Origin of the sequence: Enterococcus sp. DIV0802b, assembly GCF_050543535.1 — a bacterium.
GTDB classification, from domain to species: domain Bacteria; phylum Bacillota; class Bacilli; order Lactobacillales; family Enterococcaceae; genus Enterococcus_D; species Enterococcus_D entomosocium.
In genome coordinates this window covers 390,570-406,019 of sequence record NZ_CP172941.1, presented here as the reverse complement: position 1 = coordinate 406,019, position 15,450 = coordinate 390,570, and the positions used below count along the sequence as shown (strand labels likewise).

The window sequence follows — 15,450 nt, the reverse complement described above, 5'->3', positions numbered from 1 at the left end:
TATTTGAAAAGAAATCACGAGTGAAATTTCTGAAAACAAAAAACCTTCGTTTCCCTGATGGAAAACGAAGGTTGCTATTTTTTCATTCCGCCGATTATAAATAACGGTCATTTTTTCTTTCGGCGCCATAAAATCAAGAAAACGATCAGCAGCAGGATAACACCTGCGATCAATAAGGTATAACTTGGCGCTTCATTGGTTTTAGGTAATGTTTTTTCGCCATCGGCAGTTGCGTCTGCCTCTTTCGAAGAAGTCGTTGTCGCTGTTTCTTGGGCTGTCGTCGAAGTTGCCGTCGCTTCTTCAGTCGTACTCGTTTGCGTGCCTGTAGGCAGATACATGGAATCATTTGCCGCTTGAATGATATAAGAGATCCGTCCGGGGACAAAGGCACCTGGATCAACTTGCATCTCTTGTTCCATCTGATTCAAATTGGTCAAAATTGAGATCATCCATTCGTTGGAAACGGCTTGATTCAAATGTAAAAAGACTCCGTCTGCTGGATAGACGACCTGTAAATATTCCTGCAACTGATCCACGACAGGAATCAAGTCAGCAAAACTGGCGTAGCTATTCGCATCAAAAGCCAGTTGCGGCTCAATGGCTTCCCAGGATAACGTCTGATCGACAAACAAGGCACCGATGATTTTTGCCAAGTAAGCAATATCAAAGCCCATCGCATCACTAGAATAACGTAGCGCTAGGCGATTGCCATTGGTCAATTCTTCATCTGTCAACTGGTCCAACTGTTCTTGGGTAAATGCGGTCACACTGCCTTCAGTAATCCCTTGGGTTAACGCACTACGCAACGAACTAGGTTCATCGGCTAATGTATTGATTTCATTGACGTTTTGCGTTCCTGTCTCTGCTTGGATCGAGGCAATAACGGCTTCGGAATCGACCGGCTCTTGATTCTCGTCAGCTGTAGTTTCTGAAGTAGCGGATTGATCCGTTTCTTGGTTTTCATCTGTACTTTCTTGGGCAGAATTTTGGATCTGCTCACTGTCTGTTTGCCCTTCTGATGAAAGTGTCTCGCTAACGGCAGCCGGATTGTCACTTCCACTCGTAGCCGTTTCATCTGCATGAACCATCAATGGTGAAAATGCCAACGTCATTAGTCCGAGCCAAATTATTTTTTTCATCGTCATTGCCTCCTCGTATGGGATTTCTCCCTTTGTAACGAAACTGTAACATAAAGGCCTCGTTTCCGCAATCAATTTAGTAACTTCTTAAAAAAAACCTCCATCTTTATCAGATAGAGGTTTTATCATTATTTTATCGTTGCCACGTGCATCACTGCTTGACCTGCGTTTGTTTCCGCGATCGGTAACAGTTCAACGTTGGCTGCTTGGTCCATATTGGTGATAATGACAAGCATCTCAGAAGCTTTGCCTTTAGCCGTCAACTGCGCCAAATCGACTTGGGCAACTTGGGTGGCTGGTGTCACGGCTTGGCCTTCCTCCACCAGGATTTCAAAAGGTGCTCCTTGCAATTCCACGGTGTCGACACCCATGTGTAACAGAATCTCTAGTCCGCTGGCAGTCTTGATCCCCAATGCATGTTTCGTTGGGAAAATCGTCGTGATCGTTCCTGCTGCTGGTGCAAAGATCGCTCCATTGTCTGGCAAGACAAAATACCCATCGCCCATCATTTTTTGCGAAAATACCGGATCACTTGATGCACTGATTGATTTTGTCGTGCCTGTTGCTACTGCGTATAAGGGTGTATCGATCGTTGTTGCTGATGAATTTGCTGCCGTTTCCTTTGCCGCCGTTTCACTCGTTTCTTTTGGTTGCGGTTGCACAGAAGTGACGGTTGCAGCTGGTTTTGCCTCCTCTGCCTCGCTTTCTTTGACTGCTTCTAAGCGATCTTTAGGAATCCCAAAGAAGTAGGTGGCAACGAAGCCGCCAGTATAGCCTGCTAACAAGCCGAAAATATAACCCATCCAACGGCCGTTGGCAATCAATGGAATCAAAGCTAGCCCTGATGGTCCAATCGCCGTTGCGCCGATATTTGTCAAAGCGCCAATGACCGCACCACCGATCCCACCACCAATACAAGCAGTGATAAATGGTCGACCTAATGGCAATGTCACTCCGTAGATCAATGGTTCGCCGATACCTAAGATCCCAACTGGCAATGCACCTTTGATCATTTCAGAAAGCTCTTTGTCTTTACGTAGTCGTACCCATAAGGCGAAAGCTGCTCCGACTTGACCGGCACCAGCCATGGCTAAAATCGGTAATAATTGCGTGCTGCCTGTTGCTTCGATCATTTGGATGTGGATCGGGGTCAAAATTTGATGCAAACCAAACATGACCATTGGTAGGAAGGCCGCCCCTAAGACAAACCCAGAAAACGCACCGCCCACATTCAAGACCCAAGTGATTGAACCGACTAAGCTGTCAGAGATCAGACCTGCCAATGGCATGATCAAGAAAATCTCCGTCAAACCGATGATCAACAAACACAACGTCGGAGTCACGATAATATCGATCGCTTCAGGAATCACTCGATGCAGCACTGCCTCTAATTTCGCCAAAAGCCATACAGCGAAGATCACACCGATGATCCCTCCTTGGTTGGCAGCTAAAGCTTCGCCGGTGAACAAGTTTTGGATCGGGGCTTCTGGGTTCATACCGGTCAGCAAGATGATCGAGCCGATCACTCCACCAAGGGTTGGATTGGCTTTAAAGACCTGCGCAGCATTGACCCCAGTAAAGATTGCTAAATAGGTGAACATCCCATTTCTTAGGACGTTTAAAATCATGACATAATAATTCCAAGTGTCTCCATCTAAATTTCCAGCAGTGATCATGTTGGTCAGAACGGAGGCGATCCCTGCAACGAGTCCTGCACCAACGAAGGCTGGAATCATTGGAACAAAGATATTTGAAATGTCTTTCAGCAGCGACTTCAATGGTGATGATTTTTGTTTGGCTTTTTGGGCTGCTTTCATCTCTGCCGTTTTTTCTGATAACGCCTCTTTGCCTGATTTTTGCTGCGGGATCTCTTGCCCTAAATCAACACCGGCTTTTGCCACCATTGCGTTGGCTACTTTGTTGACTTTCCCTGGTCCGATAATGACTTGCAGCTGCTCGTCATTGACGACACCCATCACGCCGGGAATCTCTTTTAACCCTTGTTGATCGACCTTGTCGTGGTCGCGGACGGTCATTCGTACGCGAGTCATACAGTGATTGACTGTTTCTACGTTGTCCATTCCGCCGGCTTCTTGAAAAATCTTCTCCGCTAACTCTTCTACCGTCAGTGTTTCTTTTGCCATTACTTTTCTCCTCCTAACGCCGTTTTGACAAACCCTTGTGCCGTGGCAAGTTTTGCTTGTGCTTCGTCTTTCGTGCTATCCGTCAACAGCATCACGATCGCCAATTTGACATTCTGATCTGCTTCTTCAAATGCTGCAGCGGCTGTTTCATAATCAGCTTCAGTTGCCTGCATGATGATCCGTTTTGAGCGTTCCACCAATTTTTCGTTGGTCGCTTTCACGTCGACCATCAAATTATTGTAGACTTTACCGATCCCTACCATCGATAACGTCGAGATCATATTCAAAATCAATTTTTGGGCAGTTCCTGATTTCAAACGAGTCGAACCCGTCAGAAACTCTGGGCCACAATCGACTTCAATTGGAAAGCTGGCATGTTGAGAGATCTCCGCATCTTTGTTACAAGCGATCGTAGCCGTTGTGGCACCAAGCTCATTGGCGTAATCAAGAGCCCCAATCACGTAAGGCGTTCTACCACTGGCAGCGATCCCGATCACCATGTCATTTGGGTTCAACTTCAGATCGACAAGGTCTTGTTTCCCTAGCGTTAAGGAGTCTTCTGCTCCTTCGACAGCGACCGTCATCGCTTCTTCACCACCGGCGATCAGACCAACCACCATCTCTGGTGATACCCCAAAGGTTGGGACACATTCGGCCGCATCCAAGACGCCTAATCGACCACTTGTCCCAGCGCCAAGATAAATCAAGCGTCCGCCTTTTTTAAAAGCAGCGATAGTTTGTTCAATCACTTTTTCAATACTAGGAATTTCTTTTTCCACTGCATAGGCAACTTTTTGATCTTCTTGGTTCATTTTTTGGCACGCTTCTAAAATCGTCATTTCATCTAAATTGCTCGTTTCGCTATTGCGTCGTTCAGTCGTTAATTTGTCTAAATTGATTTTATTCATTGGAATCATCTCTTTCTAATTTAAATCGCATCCCTGCTTTGATTTGTTGGATCAACGGCAGATCGGCTGGTATCACCTGAGCGGCGAGGTTGACTTTTGGGTCTGCTGGCAAAGGACGTTTGCACACTTGAATCTCTCCCATATAGCGCAAATACTCTTGGTTATCGATCGTCACAGCACCCATTGTCCGCTCTTGACTAAGTTCAGGTTTGACTTCTGGAATGGCATTGAAACGGGCATCAGCACTGCGCAAGACATCCCGAGCTTCATCGTAACGATTCTGGTGATCCCCTAGTACGTGTTCAAAGTAAGTAGAACCAAGATCTTTGACCCGCAAAACGATCCGCGCTTCTTGCAGATACGTCGCAAACTGCTGCGCACTTTTTGCAGAAACCATCCCATCACCAATGTAAACAGCATCAACTGAACCGGTAGCCAACAAGTCGATCGCTGCGGCAAACGGCGACCAGTTGCGGTGTCTTTCCAGTGTGGGTAATCCTTGAAATAACGGTCCGCGTTTCTTGGCATCTCCTGGAACAAAGGCTTGGACAAAAAAGCCTTGTGCTTTCAACCAGCGGTTCTTCTCCTGAAACCAGTCAGCATCCAGTCCCGTTTCTGGTCGAGGGTAATAATTGTGCCAAGCTTCCAATCGAGTAAAATCGGCTCCATACGCCTGCAGCTCTCGAATGTCTTTTTCCGTTAATGTACTGGCATTCAAACTAATGGTCATTTCTTTTGAAAAAGCAGCGATTTGTTGATTGTCGATGGCATAGTCCATTCGTAAACCAGTGACACCGATTCCCCTTAGTTCCGCCAGATTGTCGATGGAAAAGCCCGCTTCTGCTAAGGCGTTTCCAGAAATATCTACCATTAAAGACAGCTGATGGTCTTGTGCGAAACCTCCCAAGTCCGTCAGACGCTGCCGATAGGTACTGCGATCGTCTTCTGGTATGTGCATGGAGGTGAAAATCCCTTTAAAGCCTGATGCCATCGCAGTCATCTGCTCAAGTTCTGCTGCCGTCAAGTCTTCGTTCATAAATACAGAAAAGCCGAACATCTCTTTGCCTCCTTGGTGAGTCACTTTCGTGATACCGTTTTCTATAAAAGCATTATAACTGATTCTCTTCCTGTTCGCAACTATATTTCATAATTAAATCATCAATATAGAAATATCGTTTCATTTAATAAGAAAGCTTTACCGTTTAAACTTTCTTATGCCCTTCTTTCTGCACTTGTGGTACACTTTATTAGGAACGAAACTTGCTTTCGTCATTTTTACATAGTAGGAGGAATCACATCATCAATGATTACAATGGATGATATTATTCGCGAAGGCAATCCAACCTTGCGTGAAGTAGCAAAAGAAGTACCTTTTCCTTTGAGCGAAGAAGATATCGCACTAGGAAAAGAAATGATGACCTTTTTAGAAAACAGCCAAGACCCAGTCAAGGCAGAAGAACTCGAATTAAGAGGTGGTGTTGGTCTAGCAGCTCCTCAATTAGATATTTCAAAACGAATCACAGCGGTCCTCGTCCCTAGCAGCGACCCAGAAAAAGCAGAACCTGATTTTAAAGATGTTCTTTACAATCCTAAAATTCTAAGTCATTCCGTGCAAGAAGCTTGTTTGGGTGAAGGCGAGGGCTGCCTGTCCGTGGACCGTGAAGTCCCTGGCTACGTGGTACGCCATGCCCGGATCACGATCAGCTATTACGACATCAACGGCAAAAAGAAAAAAGTTCGTTTAAAGAACTATCCTGCGATCGTCGTTCAGCATGAGATCGATCATTTGAACGGGGTCATGTTCTACGATCATATCAATCAACAAAATCCTTTTTCATTGAAAGAAGGCATTTTAGTCATCGACTAACTAAAAAGTCTCTACCGACATTTTGCGGCAGAGACTTTTTTTTCTTCTATATTATTGAGTATCCTCTGGATATCTTCCTTCAAGGTTTTGGCGTTAATTGCCTTTTGCTAGGCTTTCTTGATGATCGGCTTTGATTTTTTCTAATAACGCCGGTTGTTCAAAAAGATCTAACGCGGTCAGCGCTAAAAGTTCAGCCGCGATAGCGATCGACTGCAAGCCTTTTTCACTCTTGGCAGCGGCTTTGAATTCTTCCGAATGACCCGCAATGTAGTCATCTGAAATCGAAACGGTGGGTTGGATCGTCGGGATCACTTGACTGACATTGCCGACATCAGAAGAACCAAGACTTGTTTTGGCTTCCGTATCGATCTCATCGGCAGGTACGCCCGCTTCTTGGGCATGGGCAAAGAAGATCTCGTCAAAACTTGGTGTCACGATCACATCGTCGACGGAGTTTTGGAACAAGCCGAATTCATAGGTCGCTCCCGTGGCTAAAGCGGCTCCTTTGACGATGTTTTCGACTTTCTCGTAGACATCGTTCAAGGTCGCACGATTGGCTGCTCGTAAATAAAAACGACCGGCTGCATATTCTGGCACGACATTGGCTGCCACGCCACCATCGGTGATCACACCATGAATATTGACGTCTTTTGGTAAGTGCAGACGCAATCCATTGATCCCGTTAAAGACTTGCAGCAATGCTTCTAACGCGTTGATGCCTTTTTCTGGTGCAGCTGCCGCATGGGAAGCTCGACCATAGAACTTGATATCCACTGGATCATTGGCTAATGACGCTGTCGTTTTGCCATAGCGATGGGCTGGATGGACACAAAGAGCGGCATCGACATCATTGAAGAACCCTTCACGGACAAAACTGCCTTTAGCGGAACCATTTTCCCCACCTTCTTCTCCTGGCGTCCCATAGACTCGAATCTCCCCGCCTAGCTCATCGATGAAAGGTTGCAGGGCACTGGCTGCTAAGACGGAATAAGTCCCGAAGAGATTGTGCCCACAAGCATGACCGATCCCTGGTAACGCATCGTACTCAGCTAAAAAGGCAATCGTCGGGCCCGGTTTTCCACTGACATAGCGGGCATCAAAGCCGGTGCGATGTCCTGCGACATCCTTTTTAACAGCAAAGCCTTCTTTTTCTAATTGGGCGATCAGGGCATCGGCTGAGTAAAACTCATAGTTGCTGACTTCTGGGTGATTATGGATATCTAATGCCAAGGCTTGATAAGCGGCTAAACGCTCTTGGATAAATGGTTTAATCGTTGCTTTTGTAATAGTTGCTGTTGTCATAATCAAATCTCTCCTTTTTCTTACATGGTTTTTTTCAGTGTTTTTATCAAATTACATAGCACTTATTTTGCTCCAAAGGTTTCCCAAGCAGGAACACTTGATCCTTTTGACGTTTCCTCGATGACTTTTTTCGTATCCTCTGTTTGGTAAGCAGCAACCACTTTTTGGTAAACTTCATTGTCTTCATCTTCTTTACGGGCGGCAATGATGTTGACGTAAGGACGGGCCGTTTCATCAACAGGCTCTAAAAAGATTGCATCTTCGGTAGGCACAAATCCTGCATCTACCGCCATGCCGCTATTGATAACAGAAACATCGACATCGGAAAGTGCCCGGGCTGTTTGCGCTGCATCAAGTTCCGAAATTTCTAAATTCAAACGGTTTTCAGTAATATCCGCGACCGTTGGTGTTTGTCCGGCTGCTTCATCCACTTTGATCAATCCAGCTGATTGTAACAAGAGCAATGCCCGACCACCATTGGTCACATCATTCGGGATCGCAACTTTAGCTCCTTCAGCCAAGTCGTTGACATCCGTCACTTTGTCGGAATAAATGCCTAATGGCGCGTTGACTGTATTGCCGATCGATACGAGATCGGTACCAAATTCTTTATTATAATTGTCCAAGAAAAATTGGTGTTGGAATGAATTGAGGTCAATGGAACCATCAGCTAATGCTGCGTTGGGTTGATTGTAATCAGAGAATTGGACATATTCTAAATTGATGCCTTCATCTTTTAAACGATCTTTGACATCATCCCAGACATCGGTGTCCGCGCCAATCACTCCTAATTTCACAGTGACTTCTTCTTGATCAGTGGCTGCGGCACTGCCATTGTTTCCGCATCCGGTAATAAATAATAATGCTGCCCCTAAGACGATTGATTGTACGATTTTTTTCATTTTTTCTTCCTCCATAGACTTGCTTGTTTTTTTATTTGTACGTAAGTGGTGGTCAGTGTGATACTCGTTTAATGAGTAGGTTGCTGACAAATTGACTGATAAAAACGAATACTAAGATGATCAAGGTCGCCATGATCGTGACATCGGTCTGGAATCGGTTGTACCCGCGGGTGATGGCTAAGTTACCTAAACCGCCAGCGCCAACTGCTCCTGCCATGGCGGTCAATCCGATCACATTGATCACGGTCAATGCAGAGACCCGAATGATTCCCGCCACGCCTTCTGGCAAATAGACCCGAAAAATGATGCCGAAAGGACTGGTGCCCATCGCTTCGGCTGCTTCCACGACACCGGGGTCAACTTCTAGCAAGGCAATCTCGATCTGCCGAGCAAAGAAAGGAATGATCCCAGCAATCAGAGGAACCAATGCTGCTGTTTCGCCGATCGTCGTTCCCACAAGAAATCGGGTAAAGGTTCCTAGTAACGTCAATAAGATAATGAAAGGGATCGAGCGGACCACATTGATGACTTTATCGAGAAATTCAAAGAGCGGTCGATTTTCTAAAATCCCGTTCGGTCGCGTCACTACTAGGACGATCCCTAACAAGATACCTAAGATGCCCGCAATCAAAGAGGTCCAAAAAACCATATATAAGGTTTGGATCGTTGCTGCGACAAATTCATCTTGGATCGCAACAACATTGGGAAAATATCTTTCTAATAAGGCAGCCATCTAAAATCCTCCTTTAATCACATTGTTTAATGGTTCTGCATGATTTTCTTTTAAAATATTGGTGTACACTCCTTGAGACTTCAAATATTCTAAGGCATGTTTGCGCTGTTGGTACTCTCCGGATAAGCTAACGACCAAGCTGCCGATCGGCACTTCTTGCAAGATCTCCACGTTACCGTAAAGAATATTGGTGGTCACTTTGTAGCGACTGTACAATTGGGCGATCAGTGGTTCATTGGTTTGATCCCCCACGTAGGACAGCTCCACCAGCCATTCATTCGGTGCCAAGGAAGAAAACTTCGAACTGCCGAGGATCGTTTCTAAGGCTTGGTCGATGTGCGTCGCCGTTCGGATGAAATCTTTGGTCAATGGTTTTTCTGGTTGGCTAAAAATCTGAACGCTCGAACCTTGCTCAATAACTTCACCGTCTTCCATCACTGCCACTTTGTTGCAGATTTCTTTGACAACTTGCATTTCATGGGTAATGATCACGATGGTCAAACCGAGAGTCCGATTTAATTTTTTCAACAAAGCCAATATCTGTAAGGTCGTTTTCGGATCAAGGGCGCTAGTTGCCTCATCGCACAGCAAGATCTCTGGATCATTTGCCAAAGCTCTGGCAATGGCGACCCGCTGCTTTTGCCCTCCAGATAGTTGGCTAGGAAACGCTTGGGCTTTTTCTTCCAATCCAACAAGCGCCAGCAGCTCGGTTACTTTTTGATGACGTTCCTGTTTGGACCGTCCCCCATATTTCAAGGAAAAATCCACGTTATCAAAAACATTGCGGCTGTCCATCAAGTTGAAGTGCTGAAAGATCATTCCGATCGTTTTCCGTTTTTCTCGCAGGTCTTTCGCAGAAAGTGTGGTCAGCTCCGTGCCGTTGACGACGACGCTGCCGCTGCTTGGGCGCTGCAATAAGTTGATCACACGGACGAGTGTACTTTTCCCGGCGCCTGAGTAACCCACGATGCCGTACACGTCCCCTTTGTCGATCTCGATCGATACGTTTTTGACCGCTTGGATCGCGGGTTTCTTTGATTGATTGAATGTTACTGATATATCTTTTAATGAAATCATCGTCTTCCCCCTAGTTCTTGTCTTTTTCAATAAAAAAAAGGCATCCTCAAACAAGTCACCTGTGACTTGTTTGAGGACGCATTTTTGCGTGTTACCACCTCAGTTTAAGCTGTACTCGCATACAGCTCCTTTTCGAGTACGATCATACTCTAGCCAGATAACGGTCGCTACCGTCGTCGCCTTGCAAACTACTGCTCGGAACGAATCACTCCTTGGCCATTTTCTAAAAGTCGTTTGATGCTTCTTTTCAGCTACCGAAGCTCTCTGTTGAAAAAACGTGCTTTTGTACTTACCAATTCTTCGTGTGTGGTGCTATTTGATTTTTGTGTATAAAAAAAGTCCTTTTACCAGCGTTTGCTAGTAAAAGGACGAATACTCGTGTTACCACCTTTTGTTTAGAAGGTTTCCCTTCCCTCAACCCAACGTCTAGCCGTGCTAGAGATTGGTGCACTTTGTAACGGTAGTGCGCATCCGTGATTGCCTACTTATCGACAATCAATCCTCCAAGGCCATTTTTCATCGCTTCTGACTTGACTCTTTCCACCAACCAGAGTCTCTCTTTAAAGTATCCGCGGTTACTTTCCTTCTCAACAGATTCATTATTCTTGTTGAGTTGTACTTTACTGGAAAATGAACGTCTTGTCAACAAAAAATCACAATTTTTTCATCTAAGTGTTCCCCAAGACTGCCGATAGCGTCCTTGCCAGAATGGTTTACGCCTCAATTTTGATAGAGCATGCCTTTTTCTGCTAACTGTTGTTTGGCTTTTTCCAGAGCCGCAGGATCGGTGTAACGCAACGTATGCAAGTGTACCCCATTGGTTAAATCTGAGAGCAAGCGGGCTTCTGCATGTTTGGTTTTGTTGATGAAATCAGTCACGTCTTGGTCTGTTTGAATCTGCAAATTGCCAGTGATCTCTCCATAGATTTCATGTTCAACGATGACATCGACCACTTCCACGCCACAAGCGACAAAAATCCGCAATTCTTCTTCGGTTTGTTCAGGCCGATGCTGCACCGCTAGCTTGCTGACATGCCCCGCCTCATTCAACAGTGCTTGCAGTCGATAGCCGCGAGCAGTGGCCGCGATCGCTTCACCGGCTGCTCGCAGCAAGGCAATGTCCCCAACGATGATTTGGCGACTGACTCCTAGTGATTCTGCCAGTTTGCTGGCACTGATCGCTTTGTCCGCTTGCTTCAATGCCGCTAAAATCGTTTCTCGACGTGTTGCTCCATCCATACTCATTCCTCCAATTGATTCTCTTGATAGGTTTTTGAGTGTTTCATAATTGATTGAAACATGGCTAAAATCGTTTCCTCATAGGCTTGATTTGAAATCGCCTGCCGAATATTTTCCAGCACTTTCTCTTCACGATTTTCATCTAAAACCGGCAACTGACTACTTTTCTTCAATTGCACGATTTCATTAACTGTACTCATGCGTTTTTCTAAAAGATGCGTGAGCTGCCAATCAATGTCATCGATTGCCGCTCGCTGAACAGCCAAAGGATCTTGCTGGTTGTTTTCTTCTTCCAAGTCGATCGTCTTGATGACCCGTGCCGGATTTCCCGCCAGCACAACATTGTCTGGGAATGATTTTGTGACCACACTGCCAGCCCCCACCACGACATTGTTACCTAAGCGCACCCCCGGCAAAATCGTGGCCGCGCCACCGATCCACGCGTTATCGCCAATCACGATCGGTGCCCCTAATTCTAAGCCGCTATTTCGTTTGACCGGATGCAATGGATGAGTCGCCGTAAACAACCGAACATTGGGTGCCAGCATACAGTTGTCACCAAAGGTAATTGGACAAACATCTAATAGCACACAGTCGTAGTTAGCATAGAAGTTTTTGCCGACAGAAATATTGTAGCCATAATCAAAGCGGACATTCGGTTCGATATAGATTCGACCAGTCACAGAGCCGAAAGTTTCTTTTAGTAACTGCTCTTTGATTTTTGTATCAGTTTCTTGGTTGATCAGGTTCATTTGTTCACGGGCATATTTCCGGTCTGCCACCAATTCTGGATCTGGGGAAAAGTACAATTCGCCAGCAATCATTTTCTCTTTTTCGGTACGTTGTGTCATATCATAAACTCCTTCATTCAATTTTCTGGAAAAACGTTTCGGCTGCTGCGGTCAACATGCCATATTCATTCGGGATCGCCAATGGTTCCTTATTGATGACCAACACCTGCTGGCTGTAATCGACTAGCCCTGCAAAAGGATAGACTTGCAGCGAAGTCCCCACGACCACCGTCAGGTCGGCTTGAGCAACGGCTTGAATGGCTCCCTCAATGGTTTCATCCGTAAATCCTTCCCCATAAAGCACGATCGCCGGCCGAATCTGACCGTCACATCCTGCATGGTGCCAATCCTGCAAATACGCTTGCCAAGGTACCGGATTACCGCATTTTCGGCAATAACAGTTGTACAAGGAGCCGTGAAAATCGATTCTTTGGTGACTCCCCGCTTTTTCATGCAGTCCATCGATGTTTTGTGAAACGACCCAAACTGTTTTTTTCGTTTGCAGCGCAGCCATTTTTTGATGAATGATGTTCGGCTGGGCCTGAGGATGGTAGAGGTGCTTGACGAACTGATAAAATGTTTCCGGTTCGTTTTCTAAACAGTCATGGCTTAACAAATACTCTGGCTGGGCCAGTCCTTGATAGACCCCTTTTAAGGAACGGTAATCAGGAATGCCCGATGGGGTTGAAACACCGGCACCCGTCAAAAAGGTCACGGATGATGCGGCGGTGACCGTTGCGATTGCTTGCTCAATAGATACCTTCATCGTTCTAACTTCCTTTATGGCTTTTCTCTTATTCTAACCGAAAAAGAACCGTTTTTGCGAAAAATCAGCCATTTTCTTTTTTAAAAGCAACTAATGCTTTTTCTTGCGGAATTGCTTATAATAAATGCAATAAATACAAGAAGAATGGGAAAACCAAATGAAAATTTTGATTATCGAAGACAACAATGAGATCAGCGAAATGTTGGCTACTATTTTAGCAGCTGACTATACCGTCCAGCAAGCCTATTCAGGCACGGAAGGTCTGCTGCTTTTTCAGCAAGATGCTTTCGACTTGATTTTGCTAGATCGAATGCTCCCCGGTAAAGATGGGACACAAGTCTTGCAAGAGATTCGCCAAACCTCCACGGTCCCCGTCATTATCTTGACTGCCTTAGATGAACCAGCCGATGTTTCCACCCTTTTGCTGGCGGGGGCCAATGATTACTTGACCAAACCCTTCAATGTCGAAGAATTAAAGGCACGTATCATTGTTCAATTGCGAACAAATAAACAACCCCCTCCAGTTGCCAGCAGCCACTCGTATAAAAACATTCAACTGTTGCCTGACTCGTTTCAGCTGCAACGAGGAGAGGCAACGGTTCAGTTAAAGAAAAAGGAGTTTGAGATTTTTTCCCTGCTCTTAGCGAACCCCAAAAAAGTTTATACCAAAGAAATGCTCTATGAAGCTGTTTGGCAAGAACCTTACTACGGTGAAGAAAACACGATCAATGTCCATATCAGCCATTTACGCAGCAAAATCAAAACACTCGATCCAGATGAAGCGTATATCGATACTGTCTGGGGCATCGGCGTCAAGCTAGCTTAAAAAGGAGGAACCTCATGCATATACTTCAGTTTTTCGCCGCTCTGATCGTTGTGTTATTGTTTGGCTATTGGTTTTTCTTACTATATGATCTAAAAAAGTACCACCAGCAATTAACAAGAATCAGCGAAATCGAAACAAATCAAGAGATCCATTTACAGACCCGCGTCCCCGCTTTAAAAGCGATCGCCTTGTTAAACAATCAGATACTTAGAAAAAATAAGCAGCAACACTATCAAATGCTGCAAGAAAACCAGCAGTTGGAACAAGCCATTCAAAATATCTCTCACGACTTACGCACACCTTTGACGGTCGCCAGCGGCTACACACAACTGCTGCAAGCCGATGCGACCCTCACCCCGCAACAACTACAGCTGCTGGATAAAGTCAGCAGCAACCTAGAAAAAGTCGAAAATCATCTGGAACAGTTGTTGACCTATCAGCGTCTCAAAGACAATCAGCTCGCTTTGACTTTGGAAGAATTCAATCTTTCTCGTTTATTGGAAGAAGAACTGCTCCAGCTTTATCCTTCTTTTGAGGAAAACCATTTATCACTGACGGTTGCGATCCAACCCAACATCATGATCATTTCAGATAAAAAAAGCTGGCAACGAATTTTCCAAAATGTCCTTGGTAACCTGCTGGAACATGGCAGTGAAACGGGGACGATCCGCTTGAATCAGCAAGGAGATCGTATCGTTTTCCAACAAGAAAATCAGCTGAGGACACCGATCCAGCACCCAGAAAAATTGACTCACCGCTTTTATACGGAAGACCTTTCACGGCATAAACAGCAAGCCGGACTTGGTCTGTATATCATCGCGGCATTGACTAATACATTAGACGGCAAGATCCAATTGGATACAACCGAAGAGACGTTTCGTTTGACCCTTTTTTGGCAGCAGTCCGTTGAACCCCACTAACTCATGGCTATACACAAAAAACACCCAATCGCTCGACCTTCACTAGTCGATACGGTTGGGCGTTTTTCTGCTCTTACAATTCTTGTCTCTTAAACACCAGATGCGCAGCCAAGAGGCAAAGCAATAAACTGATCAGGCTCCCAAGAAAAATGGGTTGGACTGTTTCCCATGTTTGGAAAGTAGTCATGGTCACCATCTCTAACCCGCCTTGAAAGTCCAAGTATTCTAAAAACTTCCAGTTGGGTAAAGAGATTCGGGCAATCGCAAAGGCCATCGGAATAAAAATCGTCGCCAACACGCTGACCGCTGTATTTTTGGTCAAATACAAAACTAGCACTGCAAAAGAGGAAGTCGCTAATAAAATCAGTACAAAACTAACGAAATAATACAACAAGTTTTCTATCTGTGAAAGGTCATTATAACCAATCCCCCCAATAACCGTTCCCGCTACAAAGCTCACCAAACAAATCGCGACGATCTGTAAGACCAGCACCAATGTATAAACCAAGAATTTCCCAAAAAGATAAGCGGGTTTGGAGACACCAACGGTAATGATATTCTTCATGGTCCCTTTCGTGTACTCACTGCCTAAGACCTGCATCACCAATGGCAAGGAGTAATACAGCAACATGGAAGACAGACTGGTCTGGATCGCCAGAAAGCCAGTCATTTCCGTAAGGCTGCCTGCTGTTTGCGTACTATCCCCAAGAGTGACCCCTACACTACCATTGGAAACAACGGATAAAATCACCAACAATAAAATAATTCCTTCTGTGATCCAAAAACTTTTACTTCTTGATAAACGATACAAATCGGCTCGAATAAAATTCAACATC

The 15,450-nt window shown here is 45.3% G+C and carries 15 protein-coding genes and 1 other annotated feature; of the genes, 3 read left to right on the top strand and 12 right to left on the bottom strand.

All coding sequences use genetic code 11. The features are described 5' to 3' along the window. Window positions 1-107: 107 nt before the first annotated feature. The 4 genes from IGJ12_RS01940 to IGJ12_RS01925 all read right to left on the bottom strand — a co-directional run bounded on the left by IGJ12_RS01940 (window position 108) and on the right by IGJ12_RS01925 (window position 5,248). Entirely contained in the window at window positions 108-1,139 is a 1,032-nt protein-coding gene (locus IGJ12_RS01940) for an LPXTG cell wall anchor domain-containing protein (protein WP_086372557.1), read from the bottom strand. Between the two features lie 128 nt (window positions 1,140-1,267). Beyond that, entirely contained in the window at window positions 1,268-3,283 is a 2,016-nt protein-coding gene (locus IGJ12_RS01935) for a glucose PTS transporter subunit IIA (RefSeq protein ID WP_430619282.1), read from the bottom strand. Next, window positions 3,283-4,191: an N-acetylmuramic acid 6-phosphate etherase gene (murQ, locus tag IGJ12_RS01930; RefSeq protein WP_008376205.1), complete on the bottom strand. Its 909-nt coding sequence runs from the start codon at window positions 4,189-4,191 to the stop codon at window positions 3,283-3,285. Before murQ ends, IGJ12_RS01935 begins: the two co-directional genes overlap by 1 nt. Further along, entirely contained in the window at window positions 4,184-5,248 is a 1,065-nt protein-coding gene (locus tag IGJ12_RS01925) for a DUF871 domain-containing protein (RefSeq protein ID WP_430619281.1), read from the bottom strand. The genes murQ and IGJ12_RS01925 overlap by 8 nt, the downstream gene beginning before the upstream one ends. Before the next feature lie 246 nt (window positions 5,249-5,494). Between IGJ12_RS01925 and def the strand changes: the two genes are divergently transcribed. Further along, the gene (gene def, locus IGJ12_RS01920) at window positions 5,495-6,058 is read left to right on the top strand and encodes a peptide deformylase (protein WP_008376209.1); all 564 of its coding nucleotides are present in this window, start codon (window positions 5,495-5,497) and stop codon (window positions 6,056-6,058) included. A gap of 93 nt (window positions 6,059-6,151) precedes the next feature. Here def and IGJ12_RS01915 read toward each other — a convergent pair whose 3' ends face one another. The 7 genes from IGJ12_RS01915 to IGJ12_RS01885 all read right to left on the bottom strand — a co-directional run bounded on the left by IGJ12_RS01915 (window position 6,152) and on the right by IGJ12_RS01885 (window position 12,868). Beyond that, window positions 6,152-7,360 (bottom strand): M20 family metallopeptidase, encoded by a 1,209-nt coding sequence (locus IGJ12_RS01915; protein ID WP_005232314.1) that lies wholly within the window; start codon window positions 7,358-7,360, stop codon window positions 6,152-6,154. Window positions 7,361-7,422: 62 nt separating this feature from the next. Continuing rightward, window positions 7,423-8,262: a MetQ/NlpA family ABC transporter substrate-binding protein gene (locus tag IGJ12_RS01910; protein WP_008376213.1), complete on the bottom strand. Its 840-nt coding sequence runs from the start codon at window positions 8,260-8,262 to the stop codon at window positions 7,423-7,425. 52 nt (window positions 8,263-8,314) lie between these two features. After that, window positions 8,315-8,995 (bottom strand): methionine ABC transporter permease, encoded by a 681-nt coding sequence (locus IGJ12_RS01905; RefSeq protein ID WP_008376215.1) that lies wholly within the window; start codon window positions 8,993-8,995, stop codon window positions 8,315-8,317. Then, window positions 8,996-10,072 carry a methionine ABC transporter ATP-binding protein gene (locus IGJ12_RS01900; RefSeq protein ID WP_008376218.1) on the bottom strand — a complete coding sequence of 359 codons (1,077 nt, stop codon included), beginning with the start codon at window positions 10,070-10,072 and terminating at the stop codon, window positions 8,996-8,998. Window positions 10,073-10,433: 361 nt separating this feature from the next. Then, window positions 10,434-10,672: a binding site (T-box leader), on the bottom strand. A gap of 120 nt (window positions 10,673-10,792) precedes the next feature. Next, complete coding sequence (locus IGJ12_RS01895) at window positions 10,793-11,317, bottom strand: transcription repressor NadR (RefSeq protein ID WP_016611442.1); 525 nt, start codon at window positions 11,315-11,317, stop codon at window positions 10,793-10,795. Then, a complete protein-coding gene (locus tag IGJ12_RS01890) occupies window positions 11,314-12,162 on the bottom strand; it encodes a chorismate mutase (RefSeq protein ID WP_008376222.1) in 849 nt (282 codons plus the stop codon). Before IGJ12_RS01890 ends, IGJ12_RS01895 begins: the two co-directional genes overlap by 4 nt. Before the next feature lie 13 nt (window positions 12,163-12,175). Next, window positions 12,176-12,868: an NAD-dependent protein deacylase gene (locus IGJ12_RS01885; RefSeq protein WP_005232325.1), complete on the bottom strand. Its 693-nt coding sequence runs from the start codon at window positions 12,866-12,868 to the stop codon at window positions 12,176-12,178. 157 nt (window positions 12,869-13,025) lie between these two features. Here IGJ12_RS01885 and IGJ12_RS01880 point away from each other — a divergent pair, with 157 nt between their 5' ends. Further along, window positions 13,026-13,694, top strand: a complete 669-nt coding sequence (locus IGJ12_RS01880) for a response regulator transcription factor (RefSeq protein ID WP_005232327.1) — start codon at window positions 13,026-13,028, stop codon at window positions 13,692-13,694. A gap of 14 nt (window positions 13,695-13,708) precedes the next feature. Beyond that, window positions 13,709-14,614, top strand: a complete 906-nt coding sequence (locus IGJ12_RS01875; RefSeq protein WP_087664808.1) for a sensor histidine kinase — start codon at window positions 13,709-13,711, stop codon at window positions 14,612-14,614. Between the two features lie 73 nt (window positions 14,615-14,687). Here the strand turns inward: IGJ12_RS01875 and IGJ12_RS01870 are convergent, their stop codons facing one another. After that, window positions 14,688-15,449, bottom strand: coding sequence for an ABC transporter permease (locus IGJ12_RS01870; RefSeq protein WP_080555166.1), 762 nt, complete (start codon window positions 15,447-15,449; stop codon window positions 14,688-14,690). Between the last annotated feature and the right edge of the window lies 1 nt (window position 15,450).